15 protein-coding genes are annotated in these 14,422 nt (G+C 73.8%); 6 read left to right on the forward strand and 9 right to left on the reverse strand.

The window, feature by feature from the left end; all coding sequences use genetic code 11:
• Nucleotides 1–110 precede the first annotated feature (110 nt).
• Nucleotides 111–620, forward strand: coding sequence for a prepilin peptidase (locus KZX60_RS02430; RefSeq protein WP_248115434.1), 510 nt, complete (start codon nt 111–113; stop codon nt 618–620).
• Between the two features lie 207 nt (nt 621–827).
• On the opposite strand, the gene KZX60_RS02435 is transcribed toward KZX60_RS02430, so the two are convergent.
• The 3 genes from KZX60_RS02435 to KZX60_RS02445 form a co-directional block, all read right to left on the reverse strand.
• Nucleotides 828–2,249 (reverse strand): class II fumarate hydratase, encoded by a 1,422-nt coding sequence (locus tag KZX60_RS02435; protein WP_248115435.1) that lies wholly within the window; start codon nt 2,247–2,249, stop codon nt 828–830.
• Nucleotides 2,250–2,371: 122 nt separating this feature from the next.
• Entirely contained in the window at nt 2,372–2,995 is a 624-nt protein-coding gene (locus KZX60_RS02440) for a carbonic anhydrase (protein ID WP_248115508.1), read from the reverse strand.
• 35 nt (nt 2,996–3,030) lie between these two features.
• Nucleotides 3,031–3,633, reverse strand: a complete 603-nt coding sequence (locus tag KZX60_RS02445; protein WP_248115436.1) for a DUF4245 domain-containing protein — start codon at nt 3,631–3,633, stop codon at nt 3,031–3,033.
• 93 nt (nt 3,634–3,726) lie between these two features.
• On the opposite strand from KZX60_RS02445, the gene glpX reads away from it, so the two are divergent.
• Nucleotides 3,727–4,740 carry a class II fructose-bisphosphatase gene (gene glpX / locus KZX60_RS02450; protein ID WP_248115437.1) on the forward strand — a complete coding sequence of 338 codons (1,014 nt, stop codon included), beginning with the start codon at nt 3,727–3,729 and terminating at the stop codon, nt 4,738–4,740.
• A 96-nt stretch (nt 4,741–4,836) separates the two neighbouring features.
• Here the strand turns inward: glpX and manA are convergent, their stop codons facing one another.
• The 4 genes from manA to KZX60_RS02470 all read right to left on the reverse strand — a co-directional run bounded on the left by manA (nt 4,837) and on the right by KZX60_RS02470 (nt 9,582).
• A complete protein-coding gene (gene manA, locus KZX60_RS02455; RefSeq protein WP_248115438.1) occupies nt 4,837–6,081 on the reverse strand; it encodes a mannose-6-phosphate isomerase, class I in 1,245 nt (414 codons plus the stop codon).
• A 38-nt stretch (nt 6,082–6,119) separates the two neighbouring features.
• Nucleotides 6,120–7,772: an LCP family protein gene (locus KZX60_RS02460; RefSeq protein WP_248115439.1), complete on the reverse strand. Its 1,653-nt coding sequence runs from the start codon at nt 7,770–7,772 to the stop codon at nt 6,120–6,122.
• On the reverse strand, nt 7,772–8,263 hold the full coding sequence (gene purE, locus KZX60_RS02465) for a 5-(carboxyamino)imidazole ribonucleotide mutase (protein WP_248115509.1): 492 nt from the start codon (nt 8,261–8,263) through the stop codon (nt 7,772–7,774). The genes KZX60_RS02460 and purE overlap by 1 nt, the downstream gene beginning before the upstream one ends.
• Before the next feature lie 74 nt (nt 8,264–8,337).
• Nucleotides 8,338–9,582: a 5-(carboxyamino)imidazole ribonucleotide synthase gene (locus tag KZX60_RS02470; RefSeq protein WP_248115440.1), complete on the reverse strand. Its 1,245-nt coding sequence runs from the start codon at nt 9,580–9,582 to the stop codon at nt 8,338–8,340.
• 181 nt (nt 9,583–9,763) lie between these two features.
• Between KZX60_RS02470 and KZX60_RS02475 the strand changes: the two genes are divergently transcribed.
• Nucleotides 9,764–10,330 carry a GtrA family protein gene (locus KZX60_RS02475; protein ID WP_248115441.1) on the forward strand — a complete coding sequence of 189 codons (567 nt, stop codon included), beginning with the start codon at nt 9,764–9,766 and terminating at the stop codon, nt 10,328–10,330.
• Here the strand turns inward: KZX60_RS02475 and KZX60_RS02480 are convergent.
• Entirely contained in the window at nt 10,314–11,015 is a 702-nt protein-coding gene (locus KZX60_RS02480; RefSeq protein ID WP_248115442.1) for a TIGR03089 family protein, read from the reverse strand. The genes KZX60_RS02475 and KZX60_RS02480 overlap by 17 nt on opposite strands.
• 124 nt (nt 11,016–11,139) lie before the next feature.
• Here KZX60_RS02480 and KZX60_RS02485 point away from each other — a divergent pair, with 124 nt between their 5' ends.
• Complete coding sequence (locus KZX60_RS02485; RefSeq protein ID WP_248115510.1) at nt 11,140–11,670, forward strand: WhiB family transcriptional regulator; 531 nt, start codon at nt 11,140–11,142, stop codon at nt 11,668–11,670.
• A gap of 30 nt (nt 11,671–11,700) precedes the next feature.
• Here the strand turns inward: KZX60_RS02485 and KZX60_RS02490 are convergent, their stop codons facing one another.
• A complete protein-coding gene (locus tag KZX60_RS02490) occupies nt 11,701–12,264 on the reverse strand; it encodes a hypothetical protein (protein WP_248115443.1) in 564 nt (187 codons plus the stop codon).
• 75 nt (nt 12,265–12,339) lie between these two features.
• On the opposite strand from KZX60_RS02490, the gene KZX60_RS02495 reads away from it, so the two are divergent.
• Both KZX60_RS02495 and ahcY read left to right on the forward strand, forming a co-directional pair.
• A complete protein-coding gene (locus tag KZX60_RS02495; protein ID WP_248115511.1) occupies nt 12,340–12,693 on the forward strand; it encodes a DUF3499 family protein in 354 nt (117 codons plus the stop codon).
• Between the two features lie 101 nt (nt 12,694–12,794).
• Entirely contained in the window at nt 12,795–14,363 is a 1,569-nt protein-coding gene (ahcY, locus tag KZX60_RS02500; RefSeq protein WP_248115444.1) for an adenosylhomocysteinase, read from the forward strand.
• The last annotated feature ends 59 nt before the right edge of the window (nt 14,364–14,422 follow it).

Raw genomic sequence — 14,422 nt, forward strand, 5'->3', positions numbered from 1 at the left:
CTGACGGCGGGCCGGGAGAAGTGCGGCGCATCGGGATCCGCGGCCTGTGGATGAGCGGGTGCGCGCCAGGGAGACGGCCCTACGCTGGGCCGGGGAGGGGGGTGGTCCGCATGGGCTGGTGGGCGTGGGCGGTGGCTGCCGGGCACATCACGACGGCGGCGGTGTGGGTGCTGGCCGTCGCGTGGTTCGCGCTGTGCTGCGCGGTGCTCGTGCGGACGGACCTGCGGGAGCACCGGCTGCCGAATCGCTGGACCCTGCGGCTCGCGCTGGGCGGGCTCGTGGGGATGGCCGGGGGAGCGGCGCTCGCGGGACGGTGGGACCTCGTGGCGGGCGGCATGCTCGGCGGGCTCGGCTACGCCGTGGCGATGTTCGTGCTGCATCTGCTCAGCGGAGGCGGCCTCGGCATGGGCGACGTGAAGCTCGCCGCGGGCCTGGGCCTCTACACGGGCGTGGCCGGCGGGCCGGCCGCCGTGGTGGCGGCCGGCGTCGGGGCGATCCTGCTGGGCGGGCTCACAGCGCTCGTGCTGGTGGCGCTGCGGCGGGCGAGCCGGTCCACTGCGCTGCCGTTCGGGCCGGCGATGGTGGCGGCGGCCGTCGGGGTGCTGGTGATGGTCCGCTGAGAGTCCTGACGACGTCCAGGGGGCGCGGCTCAGACTGGCGCCCGGACGTCGTGGTCGGTCACGGTGGGTCCTTGAGAGACTCTTCGGCGCGGCCACCACAGATGCCAGAGTCGCCGACACCCCGACGCACAGCGAAGGCCACCCCCCGCCGGGAGGTGGCCTTCGTCGTCGTGGGTCAGGGCAGCGGCGCTCAGCCGCCCGGGAGGATCACTCCGGGTGCGTCATGGACATGGTGTCCAGGGCCTTGTCGAGCTGCTCCTCGGTGACCTCGCCGCGCTCCACGTAGCCGAGGTCCACCACGGCCTCGCGCACGGTCATCTTGTTCTTCACCGAGTGCTTGGCGATCGCGGCGGCGGCCTCGTAGCCGATCACCTTGTTCAGCGGGGTGACGATGGACGGGGAGGCGCCGGCCAGGAAGGTGCAGCGCTCCTCGTTGGCCTCGAGGCCGTCGATCATCTTGTCCGCCATCACGCGGGCGGTGTTGGCCAGCAGGCGGATGGACTCGAGCAGGTTGGCGGCCATCACGGGGATGCCCACGTTCAGCTCGAACGCGCCGTTGGTGGAGGAGAGGGCGATCGTGGTGTCGTTGCCGATCACCTGGGCGCACACCATGATGGCGGCCTCGCAGATCACGGGGTTGACCTTGCCCGGCATGATCGAGGAGCCCGGCTGCAGGTCCGGGATCGCGATCTCGCCGAGGCCGGTGTTGGGGCCGGAGCCCATCCAGCGCAGGTCGTTGTTGATCTTCATGATCGAGTAGGCGATGTTGCGCAGCTGGCCGGAGGCCTCGATCAGGCCGTCGCGGTTGGCCTGCGCCTCGAAGTGGTCGCGGGCCTCGGTGATCGGCAGGCCGGTCTCCTCGGCGAGCAGCTCGATCACGCGGGCGGAGAAGCCCTTCGGGGTGTTGATGCCGGTGCCGACGGCGGTGCCGCCGAGGGGCACCTCGGCCACGCGGGGCAGGGAGGCGTCGATGCGCTCGATGCCGTAGCGCACCTGGGCGGCGTAGCCGCCGAACTCCTGGCCCAGGGTCACCGGGGTCGCGTCCATGAGGTGGGTGCGGCCGGACTTCACGATGCCGGAGAACGCCTCGGCCTTCTTCTCCAGCGAGGCGGCCAGGTGGTCCAGGGCCGGCTTCAGGTCGTTGATCAGCGCGCCGGTCACGGCCACGTGCACGGAGGTGGGGAACACGTCGTTGGAGGACTGCGAGGCGTTCACGTGGTCGTTCGGGTGGACGGTCTCCTCGGAGCCGGCCGCCTGGAGCGACTGCGTGGCGAGGTTCGCGAGCACCTCGTTGGTGTTCATGTTCGAGGAGGTGCCGGAGCCGGTCTGGAACACGTCGATCGGGTACTGGTCGTCGTGCTCGCCGGCGATCACCTCGTCCGCGGCGGCCACGATCGCGTCCGCGCGCTCCTGGGAGATGATCCCGAGCTCGGCGTTCGCCTTCGCGGCGGCCTTCTTGATCTGGGCCAGCGCGTGGATGTGGGCGGGCTCGAGGGTCTTGCCGGAGATCGGGAAGTTCTCCACGGCGCGCTGCGTCTGGGCGCTGTAGAGCGCGTCGACCGGGACCTTCACCTCGCCCATGGTGTCGTGCTCGATGCGGAACTGCGGCTCACTGTTCTGTGCGGTCATGCCGCCATCCTAGTTCTCGGGCCCTACCGCGCACCGTCTTTCGCTTTCGCTCGGGAAACCGTCGTCTCGCCGTCACGACGGCGACGGGGAGACGACGATCTCCCGAACGGAAGTGCCGGGGCTCAGACCTCGAGGTCGCCGAGCACGCGGCCGGGCTGCGCGGTGCCCTCGGCCAGCGAGTAGGTCAGGCCGACGACGGCGGCGCGCCCGTCCCGGACGGCGCGGTACAGGGAGCGCGAGCTCTCCACGAGGCGGTCGCAGGTCTGGTCCACGTGCTCCGCGACCGTGCCGTCCACGTCCGTCACGCCGGCGCGCTGCGCGGCGAACACGGACGGGGTGATGCGCTCCACGAGCGAGCGGATGAAGCCGGCCGGCATCGTCCCGGTCTCGTAGGCCTCGACGGCGGCGGTCACCGCGCCGCACGAGTCGTGGCCGAGCACCACCACGAGCGGGATGTCCAGGACGTCCACGGCGTACTCGAGCGTGCCGAGCACGGCGTCGTCGATGACCTGGCCCGCCGTGCGGATGACGAACACGTCGCCGAGGCCCACGTCGAAGATGATCTCCGCGGCGAGGCGGGAGTCGGAGCAGCCGAAGATCGCCGCGATGGGCTCCTGCCCGGCGGTCAGGTGGGAGCGGCGCTCGGCGTCCTGGTTGGGATGGCCGGGGTCGCCCTCCACGAACCGGCGGTTGCCCTCCTGCAGGAGGCGCCAGGCCTCGGCCGGGGTGTGCGGGCGCCGGGCCATCGGGGCCGCGGCGGCGGCGGGCTTCTGGGGGGTGGTCATCGGATCTCCTTTGCGACGGCGCGGGCCAGGTCTTCCAGGACCTCGCGTCCGCCGGTGGTGGTCAGCACCACGATGCTGCCGTCCACCTCGGCCACGAAGTGCTGCTCGGCGGACTCCTTGGGCTCCATGTGCTGCCACGTGATCCCGTCCACGTCCACGGACTCCTCGGCCGGGGCGGTGCCCACGCGGAGCGCGAGCCAGGTGGGGTCGGCGTCCGCGGTCTGCCGCAGCCCGGCGAACACGGTGTCCGTCACCACCCAGCCGACGTCCCACGTCTGCAGCCCGTCCATCGGCTGCAGTCGGGCGTAGTTGGCGTACCAGGGCTCCGGGACCTCGGGGGCCAGGGCCGGGAGGGCGCCGTCGTCGTGAGGGACCGTGGCGGCGGCCTCCGCCACGTCCACCCGGTCCCCGGGAGCGCGCGGCGCGGGGTTCGGGTTGAGCGCGACCACCACGAGCACGAGGGCGAGGGTGGCGAGCACCGAGAGCAGCATGCCGATCCACGGCTGGTTGGCCCGCTGCGCCTGCTTGGCGGTCAGGACGGGGCGGGGCGCCGGCGCGGCCGGTGCGGTCTCGGGTGCGGGGGAGCTCACCCGAGGCATTCTGCCACTCCCGCCGTAGGATGACGGGGAGGGCAGAGCTGCCCACACGCCAGTCCGCAGCGACGGCGCACCGCGAGAAGGATCGGAGACACGATGACGAACGCGTCCTCGGAGAAGACCGGCTACGAGAACCATGTCCCGGACCGCAACCTGGCGATGGAGCTGGTGCGAGTGACGGAGGCGGCCGCCATCGCCGCGAGCCCGTGGGTGGGCTACGGCGACAAGAACAAGGCCGACGGTGCCGCCGTCGACGCCATGCGCTCCTTCATGGACACCGTGGCGATGGACGGCACCGTGGTGATCGGCGAGGGCGAGAAGGACGAGGCCCCGATGCTGTTCAACGGGGAGAGGGTCGGCGACGGCGCCGGCGCCCCCGTGGACGTGGCCGTGGACCCGATCGACGGCACCCGCCTCACCGCGATGGGCTACAACAACGCCCTCTCCGTGTTCGCCGTGGCCGAGCGCGGCACCATGTTCGACCCCTCCGCCGTGTTCTACATGGACAAGCTCGTGGTGGGTCCCGAGGCCGCCGACTTCGTGGACATGCGCCTGCCCGTGAAGCAGAACGTGAACCTCGTGGCCAAGGCCCTCGGCAAGCCCGTCTCCCAGGTGACCGTGTGCGTGCTGGACCGCCCGCGCCACGAGGGCCTCGTGAAGGAGATCCGCGCGGCCGGCGCCCGCGTGAAGTTCATCCTCGACGGCGACGTGGCCGGCGCGATCGCCGCGGCCCGCCCGGACACCGGCGTGGACATGATGATGGGCATCGGCGGCACCCCGGAGGGCATCGTCACCGCGTGCGCCATCAAGGCCACCGGCGGCGTGATCCAGGGCCGCCTGGCCCCCGTGGACGAGGCCGAGCGCCAGAAGGCCCTCGACGCCGGCCTGGACCTGGACGCCGTGCTCACCACGGACGAGCTCGTCACCTCGGACCACTGCTACTTCGCCGCCACCGGCATCACCGACGGCGACCTGCTGCGCGGCGTGCGCTTCGTGAACGGCCGCGTGCAGACCCAGTCGATCGTGATGCGCTCGAAGTCCGGCACCGTCCGCACCGTGGACGCCGAGCACGACGTCAAGAAGTGGGCCAAGTGGCTCGAGGAGCGCTGAGCCGCTGACCCCCACCCCCTGCCTTTTCGCTAGGGAAATCGTCGCCTCCATCCCAACGTTCTGGGATGGAGGCGACGATTTCCCTAGCGAAAGTGCTCAGTGGCGGGGCAGGCCCGCCGCGTGGACGGTCGCCGGGGCGCCGTCCGCGCTCGCGACGACGAGCGGGCCGCCCGCCGTCTCCGCGGCCGGCAGGAACACGGCCTCGCCCGGACCGAGCACGACCTCCTGCCCGGCGAGGGCGAGCCGGGCCCGCCCCCGGGTGACCACCGCGAGGCCCGGGCCGGAGAGCGTCAGCGCGCGGTCGCCGTCGTCGTCGAGGGTGGCCTGCAGCAGCTCGAACTCCTCGAACGGCGGCCGGTACGCCACCACGGAGTCCGCCACGCGCTCGGGCTCGGTGTAGGGCACGGGCAGCGCCTCGAACGCCACCACGCGCCGCAGCTCCGGGATGTCCACGTGCTTGACGGTCAGCCCCCCGCGCAGCACGTTGTCCGACGCCGCCATGACCTCCACGCCCAGCCCGTGCAGGTAGGCGTGCACGTTGCCGGCCGGCAGGTGCACCGCCTGGCCGGGGGCCAGGTCCACGCGGTTGAGCAGGACGGCCACGAGCACGCCCGGGTCGTCGGGGTGGTGCCGGGCCAGCTCGACGGCCGTGGCCAGCGCAGGATCCTGCAGGATCAGCTGCTCCGCGCCCTGCAGCGCCTCCACGGCCTGGGCCACGGCACCGGGGGCGGACCACGCGGACTCGCCGTCGAGCAGCGCGCAGAACGTCCCCTCCAGATCGCCCGTGGCGAGCGCCTGGCTCATGCGGGCGGCGGCGACGGCGGCCACGGACGTCTGCCCGTCCGCGTACTCGGTGAGGGTCTGGGCGAGCCGCTCGAAGCTCAGGGAGGACTCCTCGGTGGGGCGGAAGCCGCACAGGGCGGAGAACTCCGTGAGGGCCACGAGCATCTCGGGCTTGTGGTTGTCGTCCTTGTAGTTGCGGTGCGGCGCGTCGCGCGGCACGTCCGCGGCCTCCTCGGCGGCGAACCCGGCGCGGGCCTGCTCGAGCGTGGGGTGGGCCTGGATGGAGAGCGGCTGCCCCGCCGCGAGCAGCTTCACGAGGTACGGCAGCCGCCCGCCGGGGGCCGCGGCTCCCAGCATGGCCTCGGGGTCCGCGGCCACGAGCTCGTCGAGGCCCACGCGCCGCCCGTCTCCCATCGGAACGCCGCACGGGGCGCCGGGGTGGGCGCCGAGCCACAGCTCCGCCTCCGGCTCACCGGTGGGCTCGCGGCCCTGCAGACCGGCCAGCAGGGTGGTGGAGCCCCACGCGTAGTCACGGATGATCGGCTCGAGGACATGCATGCCCTCCAGCTTAGGCGAGGGGCCTCGGGGCAGGCGGCTCAGGCCGGTGCGCACTGTCCGTTGGTCGAGGACACCAGGTTCAGCACGTCCTCCTGCCCGGCGTCCTCGGCCCGCATGAGGTCCTCGGCGGTGTAGGGCTGCCCGTCGGGCCGGGTGGGGGCCGCGGGCCAGGTCCTCGGGTCGTCCTTGTCCACGCCGTCCTCCTCCGCGGCGGCCTGGGACAGCACGGCGAGCAGCGGCAGCGGGCTCACGCCCGCCTCGCCCGTCCTGCCCGCCTCGCCCGTCCTGCCCGACGACGACGCGTTCTCCGACGACGCGTCCGAGGAGGAGCCCGTCCCGGCGAGCGCCTCGTCCACGCGGCGGTGGACCTCGTCGTAGTCGGGGTAGGTGGTGAAGTGGTCCTCGGCGGTGCCGAAGTCCGGGGGGCCGATGGTCAGGCGCTCCATCTCCTGGCCGCGGGAGCGCTCGGCCAGGTCCACGAACGTGCCGAGCTGGCTCTGCGGCAGGTTGGTGGTGACCACCTGCTGGCCCGCCTTCAGGATCTCCTCGAAGCGGGTGAGCACGGTGGCCGGGGTGAACTGCTGCAGCATGGCGGCCTGCATGCACTGCTGGCGGCGGATGCGGGCGTAGTCCGAGGACCAGTGCCGCGAGCGCGCGAAGGCGAGGGCGTCCTCGCCGTTGAAGTGGTGCTCGCCCGGGGCCCACCACACGTTGCCCCACTCGCCGTCCGGGCGCTGTCCGCGGTGGGTGACGTACCCGCCGGAGACCACGTCCACGCCGCCCATGGCGTCGATCAGCTGGGCGAAGCCGCCCATGTCCATGAGCGCGTACCCGGTGATCTCCAGCCCGAGGATGCCGCCGGCGGCGTCCATCATGGCCTCCGCTCCGGGGTCGGCGGCCCCCGGGTAGAGGTCGGCGTGCTTCTTGGTGACGTCCATGTAGAGGGCGTTGAGGATGCAGTCGTCGCCGCAGGAGAAGCCGTCCGGGTACGCCTGCCACAGCGGCGAGTCCTGCGTGAAGGGCGCGTTCTGCAGGTTCCGGGGCAGGGAGAGCATCACCATCCGGCCGGTGCGCGCGTCCACGGAGGCCACGTGCATGGAGTCGGGCCGCAGCCCGGTGCGTCCCTCGCCGGCGTCGCCGCCCATCACGAGGATGTTGTAGCGGCCGTCGGCCTGGGCCACCGCCGGCCCGTCCCCGAACACCTGGCCGAGCGTGCTCCGGCCCGCGTTCATGGCCCAGCCGCCGTAGAGCAGCCCGCCGGTGGTGAGGAGCAGGGCGAGGATCGTGGACGCGGCGGTGAGGTTGCGCGCCCCGGGGGCGAGGAGGTTCACGCGGATCAGGCGGAAGGTGTCCACCCACAGCACGCCCCAGCCCACGGCCAGCGCGGCCAGCAGTGCGGAGAGCGCCAGCAGCACGCTGTCCTGGGCCAGGAGGTTCAGCAGGACGCCGCGGGCCGTCAGCCACAGCACGAGCCCCACGATCAGCACCGCCCACACGGCCATGGTCACGCGCAGCGCGAGGCGGCCGAGCCGGCGGCTGCCCGCCACCACCTGCGCGCCGCCGGGCACGAGGGCGGTGAGCGCCAGCAGGATGGCCCCGCGGCGGGTGCGCTCGGTGGGCGTGGCGGCGCGGGGGTCGCGGACGGGGTCCCGCACGGGATCCAGGCGGTCGGCGGCGGCGATGCTGCCCATCAGCGCTCGGCGGCCATCCGGTCTCGCAGGCGGGAGCCCTTGGCCTGGGCCTGGGCGTTGAGGCCGGCGGCGTGCGCCACCAGGGCGTCCCGCAGGCGGGCGGCCTCCGCGCCCTCGCCCGCGGCGAGGATGCGGGCGGCCAGCAGGCCGGCGTTCGCGGCGCCGTCCACGGAGACGGTGGCCACGGGCACGCCGGAGGGCATCTGCACGATCGAGAGCAGCGAGTCCATCCCGTCCAGGCTCTTGAGCTTCACGGGCACGCCGATCACGGGCAGCGGGGTGACGGCGGCCAGCATGCCGGGCAGGTGCGCCGCGCCGCCGGCGCCGGCCACGATCACGCGGATGCCGCGCTCGTGGGCGCGCGCCCCGAACTCGACCATCTCGTGGGGCATGCGGTGCGCGGAGACCACGCCCACCTCGACGGGCACGCCCAGCTCGCGCAGGGCCTCGGCGGCCGCGCTCATCACGGGCCAGTCGGAGTCCGAGCCCATCACGACGGCGACGACGGGCGCCTCGTCCTGCAGCGGCTGGGTCAGGGGCGCGTCGGCCTGGGTCTCGGGTGCGCTCACGGGCGGGCCTCCGGGGTGTCGGACGCGGTGGCGTCGGGGGTGGTCGGGCGGGTGGACGACGACGGCGCCGCCGCCGCGCCGTCGCGCAGGATCGCCGCGGCGGACTCAGCCTCGGCGACGACGTCGGCGAGGGCCTCACCGGGCGCGGCGACCACGTTCACGTGGCCCACCTTGCGGCCCGGCGAGACGTCCTTGCCGTAGGTGTGGACCTTGGCCGCGGGGTGGGCCGCCATGGCCTCGGCGAAGCCGGCGTAGAGGTCCTCGCGCGCGCCGCCCAGGATGTTCTTCATCACCACGGTGCCGCGCGGGGCGGTCTCGCCCAGCGGCAGGCCGAGCACGGCGCGCACGTGCTGCTCGAACTGCCCGGTGACGGCGCCGTCCATGGACCAGTGCCCCGAGTTGTGGGGGCGCATCGCGAGCTCGTTCACCTGGAAGCCCGGGCCCACGCCGGGGGTCTCGAACAGCTCGACGGCCAGCATGCCGGTCACGCCGAGCTCCTCGGCGATCCGCGCGGCGGCGGCGCTCGCGGCCGCGGCCACGGCGGGGTCGAGGTCCGGCGCGGGGGCGATCACCAGGTCGCACACGCCGGCGGTCTGCACGGACTCCACCACGGGGTAGGCGGCGGCCTCGCCGGAGGGCGTGCGCGCCGCCTGGACGGAGAGCTCGCGGGCGAAGGGCACGAGGGCCTCGGCCAGCAGGGGCGTGATGTCGGCCGCGAGCCACGTGCCCAGCGTGCCGTCCGCCGCGGACGCGCGGGCGTCGTCGGCGTCGTCCAGCGTGAGGACGCCCTTGCCGTCGTAGCCGCCGCGGGGGGTCTTCAGGATCATGGGCCAGCCGTGCTCGTCGCCGAACGCCACCACGTCCTCGAGCGTGTCCACCGCGGCCCACGCGGGGTTGGGCAGGCCCAGCCGCTCGACCGCCTCGCGCATCAGCAGCTTGTCCTGCGCGTACTGGAGCGCGTCCGGGCCGGGGTGCACGGCGACGTCGAGGGACTCCAGCGCGCGCAGGTGCTCGGTGGGCACGTGCTCGTGGTCGAAGGTGAGGACGTCCACGGTGGAGGCGAACGCGCGCAGCGTGGCCAGGTCCGTGTGGTCGCCCACCTCATGCGGGGCCACCTGGGCTGCGGAGGAGTCCTCCGCCTCCGCGAGGACGCGGAAGGGCACGCCCAGCTCCGCGGCCGGGGCCGCCATCATGCGCGCCAACTGGCCGCCGCCGATCACTCCGAGTCGAGGGAAAGTCACCTCGCCAGGGTAGTCCGGCGGTCTGGGAAGTCCGTCACGGATCTCTGTGAACCCGCCCACGCGCCCCGCCCGCGGCGCGTCGTCGCCCACACCCGGGGCTACAGTGTTCCCAGCCGTCCGGGGGGTCCGCTCTGCGCTCCCCCCTCTTCCCTTCTCCCATCCGAACGAGGTGCCCCCGCCCATGAACGATCTCTGGCAGCGCTTCACGGGGCTCGTCTCGATGCTCTGGCGCGAAGTCGCCAAGTTCGGCACCGTGGGCGCGCTGGCCTTCGTGATCGACTCCGCCGTGTTCTGGTGGCTCATGACCGGCCCCATGGAGGGCTCCAACGTCAAGGCGAAGATCTGGGCCGGCGTGGTGGCCACCCTCTTCAGCTGGGTGGCCAACCGCTACTGGACCTTCCGCCACAAGCGCCAGGCCAACGTGGTCCGCGAGCTCGTCATGTTCCTCGTGATGAACGCGATCGGCCTGGGCATCCAGGCCGGCTGCGTGTTCATCGCGCAGTACCTCATGGGCGTCACCGACCCCACGGGCCTGTTCATCGCCGGCAACGTGATCGGCCTCTTCTTCGGCACGACGTTCCGGTACTTCGCCTACCGCTTCTGGGTGTTCAAGGACGAGCTGGACGCCGAGCCGGGCTACGAGGGGGACATCGCCCTCCTCACGGGCCAGCTGCCGGTGCTCCACCACCACGACCGGCACCCGGGCGAGCCCATGCCCCAGGACGGCGCCGTCACCCCCGAACGCTGACCGCCCGACCCGCGTCCCACGCCTCCAGGGCGTGACGCACGGAGGCGAGGCTGAGGCGCGCCCGCCCCGACCCCGTCGTGGCATCCTCCTTCTCCCCGACCTTCTCCCCGACGCCGTCGGCCCCCGCCGGCAGCATCCCCGGCGTCACGTGGTCCACGGGGCCGGGGAGCGCGTCCGGCTGCGCGCGGATCTCCGCCGCCACGTCCACGACGCCGGGCTCCAGGTCCGCGTCCCCGCCGAACTCGGGCTCGAGCCCGCGCGGCAGCGCGACGGCGAGCACCGCCGTCGCCGGGTCCGTCCAGTCCTGCGGCCGGTCGGTGAGCACCGCGGCGGGCGCGGGGGAGGGACCCGGGCCGGCGCCGCCGTCGTCGGGAGCCCCCGCCGAGAGCTCGGCGCCCGCACACAGCGCGCCGAGCGCGAGGGCGTGGGAGAGCCAGTGCTCGGGCAGGTCCACGTGCACGGCGTCACCGGGGGCGATGCCCTCGTCCGCCAGCAGGCCGGCCGCCTTCGCCGCCCAGTTCACGGTGACCGCGCCGGAGAGCTCGATGCGCTGGTCCACGGCGCCGTGCTCGTCCGCCGCGGGGGCGCCGGCCGGGGAGGGCTCCTGCACGATCGCGGGGCGCGGGGAGGAGGCGAGGCGGGCCACGAGCGGGCCGCCGGAACGGGGCGTGGAGAGGGAGACCATGGGGCCAGTGTGGCACCCTTCCCGCGGGGCGGATCGGCCTCGGCGGCTGCGAATCACACCCGTGTAACTCCCCGTGTAGGGTGTGCTCTGAACCATGCACGCAACGCCCCGGGAGGCCGTCATCATGGAGAGCATGCAGCGCGCCGAGGACGCATTCGCGGGGGAGTCGCGTCAGGCCGCCGCTCGCGCCCGCGCCGTGCCGAGCGACTGGTTCCTGGACCCCGCGGATCCGGCCGCCGGCTGGGCGCAGGAGGAGGGCCTGGAGGCGCAGGCCTCGGCCTTCCTCGCCGCCCACGACGTCGACGACGCCCCGCGTGCCACCGTCACCGCCCTCTTCCCGCAGCAGGTGCCGCAGCGGCCCGCGCCCGCTGTGGCCCCGGCCGTCGGATCCCCGTGGGAGGCGCTGCCCGGCGTCGTGACGGAGCCCGTGGAGGGCGACCTCGCGTGGCAGGTGGACGCGCTGTGCGCGCAGACGGACCCCGAGGCGTTCTTCCCGGAGAAGGGCGGCTCCACGCGCGAGGCCAAGAAGGTGTGCGCCGCGTGCGACGTGCGCCGCCAGTGCCTGGACTACGCCATGGCGAACGACGAGCGCTTCGGGATCTGGGGTGGGCTCTCCGAGCGGGAGCGCCGCCGCCTGCGCCGTGAGCGCGGCTGAGTCCCAGGGCCGTCCGGCCCGCACTTCGGGCTAGGCCCGGCCCCAGCTCGGGTCCAGCACCTGAGGGTCCACGCCGAGGGCCTGCGCACACCGGCTCAGCGCCACGCCGTAGACCGCGCCGTCCAGGTCCCCCGGGTCCGCCGACTCCACGAGGGGACGTTCGAACAGGGTGAGCAGCACGCCGTCCGGGCCCTCGCGCTCCGCCCGCGCGAACAGCGACTCCTCGTCCTGCTCCGCGCCCGCGTGGAGCAGCCGCAGCCGTTCCTCCAGGCGGTCCGGGATGCGCTCGACGCGCACGATCACGCGGGCCAGGCCCGGCGCCTCGAGGTCGCCCAGGCGCTCCACCGCCTTCTCGACGGCCGTCAGCAGCGCCTCGCTGCGGCCGCGCTCCGAGCGGGCCCCGAAGGGGCGCGGGTGTCGGAGCCCGCGGGCGTGGCGGTCGCGCAGGCCGGAGCGACGGCGCCGTCGTCGCCTGCCGGCCCCCGGGGAGCCGTCGTCCGCTCCGCTGCCCGCGCCCGTCCCGTCGCGCGGCGCGTCACCCGTTCCGCCGCCCGGCACGGGCGCGAGGGGGTCGAGAGGGTCCGGCGCGGTCATGCGGACACTGTAGGACACGAGGCCCGGGGCGGGCCCGGCGCCCGGGGCCGAGTAGGCTGGGTCGCCGTGGGAGCCATGCGACGCTGCAGCAAGACCGGATGCCAGGGGGACGCCCTGGCCACGCTGACGTACAACTACGCGGACTCCACGGTGGTGATCGGCCCGCTCTCGCGCCGCGCCGAGCCCCACACCTACGACCTCTGCGGCGAGCACGCCCGCCGCACCACCGCCCCCCGCGGGTGGGAGGTGCTGCGCCTCGCGCTGCCCGAGCGCTACGAGCCGGTCCCGCCGCAGGGCGCCGCCGGCGCCGTGCCCCCGGCCGAGGCGCCGCCCGCGCCGTCCGCCTGCGCCGCTCCGCCCGCGCCCGCCGCGCGCCCGGGCCTGCGCCTCGTCCGCGACGAGGGGCCCGAGAATCCGGTGCACCCCTGACACCGTCTGGCCGCCCCCGGGGGAGCTGACCGGTGACGGAGCCGCCGACGATTCTGTGGGCACCCGGCCCGCGGGGGCGCCCACGTCGGTAGGCTGACCGCATGACTGAGACCCCCGCCAGCCCCGCCGTGCCCCGCACCCCCGACGTCGACCCGGCCTACGCCAACCGCGCCACCGTCCCCGGCGCCACGTTCGACTTCACGGTCCGCGACCTGGGCCTGGCCGAGGCCGGCCGCCACCAGATCCGCCTCGCCGAGCACGAGATGCCGGGCCTGATGTCCCTGCGCGAGGAGTATGCACAGTCCCAGCCGCTCGCCGGCGCGCGCATCGCCGGCTCGCTGCACATGACCGTGCAGACCGCCGTGCTGATCGAGACCCTCACCGCGCTCGGCGCCGAGGTCCGCTGGGCCTCCTGCAACATCTTCTCCACGCAGGACGAGGCCGCGGCCGCCGTCGTGGTGGGCTCCGGCACCCCGGAGGAGCCCGCGGGCGTGCCCGTGTTCGCGTGGAAGAACGAGTCCCTGACGGACTACTGGTGGACCGCCTCCCAGATCCTCACGTGGCCCGGCGCCGCCGAGGACCCGGAGAAGGGTCCCAACATGATCCTGGACGACGGCGGCGACGCCACCCTGCTCGTGCACAAGGGCGTGGAGTTCGAGGCCGCCGGCGCCGTGCCGTCCGCCACGGAGGACGACCCGGAGGAGTACCGCATCGTCCTCGAGACCCTGCGCCGCTCCCTCGAGGAGGACCCCCAGCAGTGGACCCGCACCGCGGAGACCCTGCGCGGCGTCTCCGAGGAGACCACCACGGGCGTGCTGCGCCTCTACCAGCTGGCGCAGGAGGGCACGCTCCTCTTCCCGGCCATCAACGTGAACGACTCGGTCACGAAGTCCAAGTTCGACAACAAGTACGGCATCCGCCACTCGCTGCCGGACGGCATCATGCGCGCCACGGACGTGCTGATCGGCGGCAAGGTGGCCGTGGTGTGCGGCTACGGCGACGTCGGCAAGGGCGCCGCGGAGGCGCTGCGCGGCCAGGGGGCCCGCGTGATCGTCACGGAGATCGACCCGATCTGCGCGCTCCAGGCCGCGATGGACGGCTACCAGGTGGCCACCCTCGACGACGTCGTGGGCCTCGGCGACATCTTCGTCACCACCACGGGCGGCAAGGACATCATCATGGCCGAGGACATGCTGCGCATGAAGGACAAGGCCATCGTGGGCAACGTCGGCCACTTCGACAATGAGATCGACATGGCCGGCCTGGGCCGCGTGCCGGGCGTGGTGAAGACCGAGATCAAGCCGCAGGTCCACGAGTGGACGTTCGAGGCCGGCACGGACGCCGAGCGCTCGATCATCGTCCTCTCCGAGGGCCGCCTGCTGAACCTCGGCAACGCCACCGGCCACCCGTCCTTCGTGATGTCCGCGTCCTTCACCAACCAGGTGATGGCGCAGATCGAGCTGTTCGGCGGCTCCACCGGCACCGGCGCCCTCACCGGTCAGCACTACGAGAAGCAGGTCTACACCCTGCCGAAGATCCTCGACGAGAAGGTGGCGCGCCTGCACCTGGACGCCCTTGGCGTCGGGCTCTCGGAGCTGACCAAGTCCCAGGCCGAGTACCTCGGCGTGGACGTGGCCGGCCCGTACAAGTCCGACCACTACCGCTACTGACCCCCTCGCGCCGCGGAGCCTCCGGGGTGCCCACCGCAGGACCGATCAAGGAGACACCC

Origin of the sequence: Micrococcus sp. EYE_212, assembly GCF_023147585.1 — a bacterium.
GTDB lineage: Bacteria > Actinomycetota > Actinomycetes > Actinomycetales > Micrococcaceae > Micrococcus.

Bases quoted from the DNA above. Each gene is read 5' to 3' on its own strand.
- KZX60_RS02495 (WP_248115511.1), top strand. From the start codon at position 12,340: ATGCGACGCTGCAGCAAGACCGGATGCCAGGGGGACGCCCTGGCCACG.
- KZX60_RS02435 (WP_248115435.1), bottom strand. From the start codon at position 2,249: ATGACCGCACAGAACAGTGAGCCGCAGTTCCGCATCGAGCACGACACC.
- KZX60_RS02445 (WP_248115436.1), bottom strand. From the start codon at position 3,633: ATGCCTCGGGTGAGCTCCCCCGCACCCGAGACCGCACCGGCCGCGCCG.
- ahcY (WP_248115444.1), top strand. From the start codon at position 12,795: ATGACTGAGACCCCCGCCAGCCCCGCCGTGCCCCGCACCCCCGACGTC.
- KZX60_RS02490 (WP_248115443.1), bottom strand. From the start codon at position 12,264: ATGACCGCGCCGGACCCTCTCGACCCCCTCGCGCCCGTGCCGGGCGGC.
- purE (WP_248115509.1), bottom strand. From the start codon at position 8,263: ATGGGCTCGGACTCCGACTGGCCCGTGATGAGCGCGGCCGCCGAGGCC.
- KZX60_RS02485 (WP_248115510.1), top strand. From the start codon at position 11,140: ATGGAGAGCATGCAGCGCGCCGAGGACGCATTCGCGGGGGAGTCGCGT.
- KZX60_RS02430 (WP_248115434.1), top strand. From the start codon at position 111: ATGGGCTGGTGGGCGTGGGCGGTGGCTGCCGGGCACATCACGACGGCG.
- KZX60_RS02480 (WP_248115442.1), bottom strand. From the start codon at position 11,015: ATGGTCTCCCTCTCCACGCCCCGTTCCGGCGGCCCGCTCGTGGCCCGC.
- KZX60_RS02475 (WP_248115441.1), top strand. From the start codon at position 9,764: ATGAACGATCTCTGGCAGCGCTTCACGGGGCTCGTCTCGATGCTCTGG.
- manA (WP_248115438.1), bottom strand. From the start codon at position 6,081: ATGCATGTCCTCGAGCCGATCATCCGTGACTACGCGTGGGGCTCCACC.
- glpX (WP_248115437.1), top strand. From the start codon at position 3,727: ATGACGAACGCGTCCTCGGAGAAGACCGGCTACGAGAACCATGTCCCG.
- KZX60_RS02440 (WP_248115508.1), bottom strand. From the start codon at position 2,995: ATGGCCCGGCGCCCGCACACCCCGGCCGAGGCCTGGCGCCTCCTGCAG.
- KZX60_RS02460 (WP_248115439.1), bottom strand. From the start codon at position 7,772: ATGGGCAGCATCGCCGCCGCCGACCGCCTGGATCCCGTGCGGGACCCC.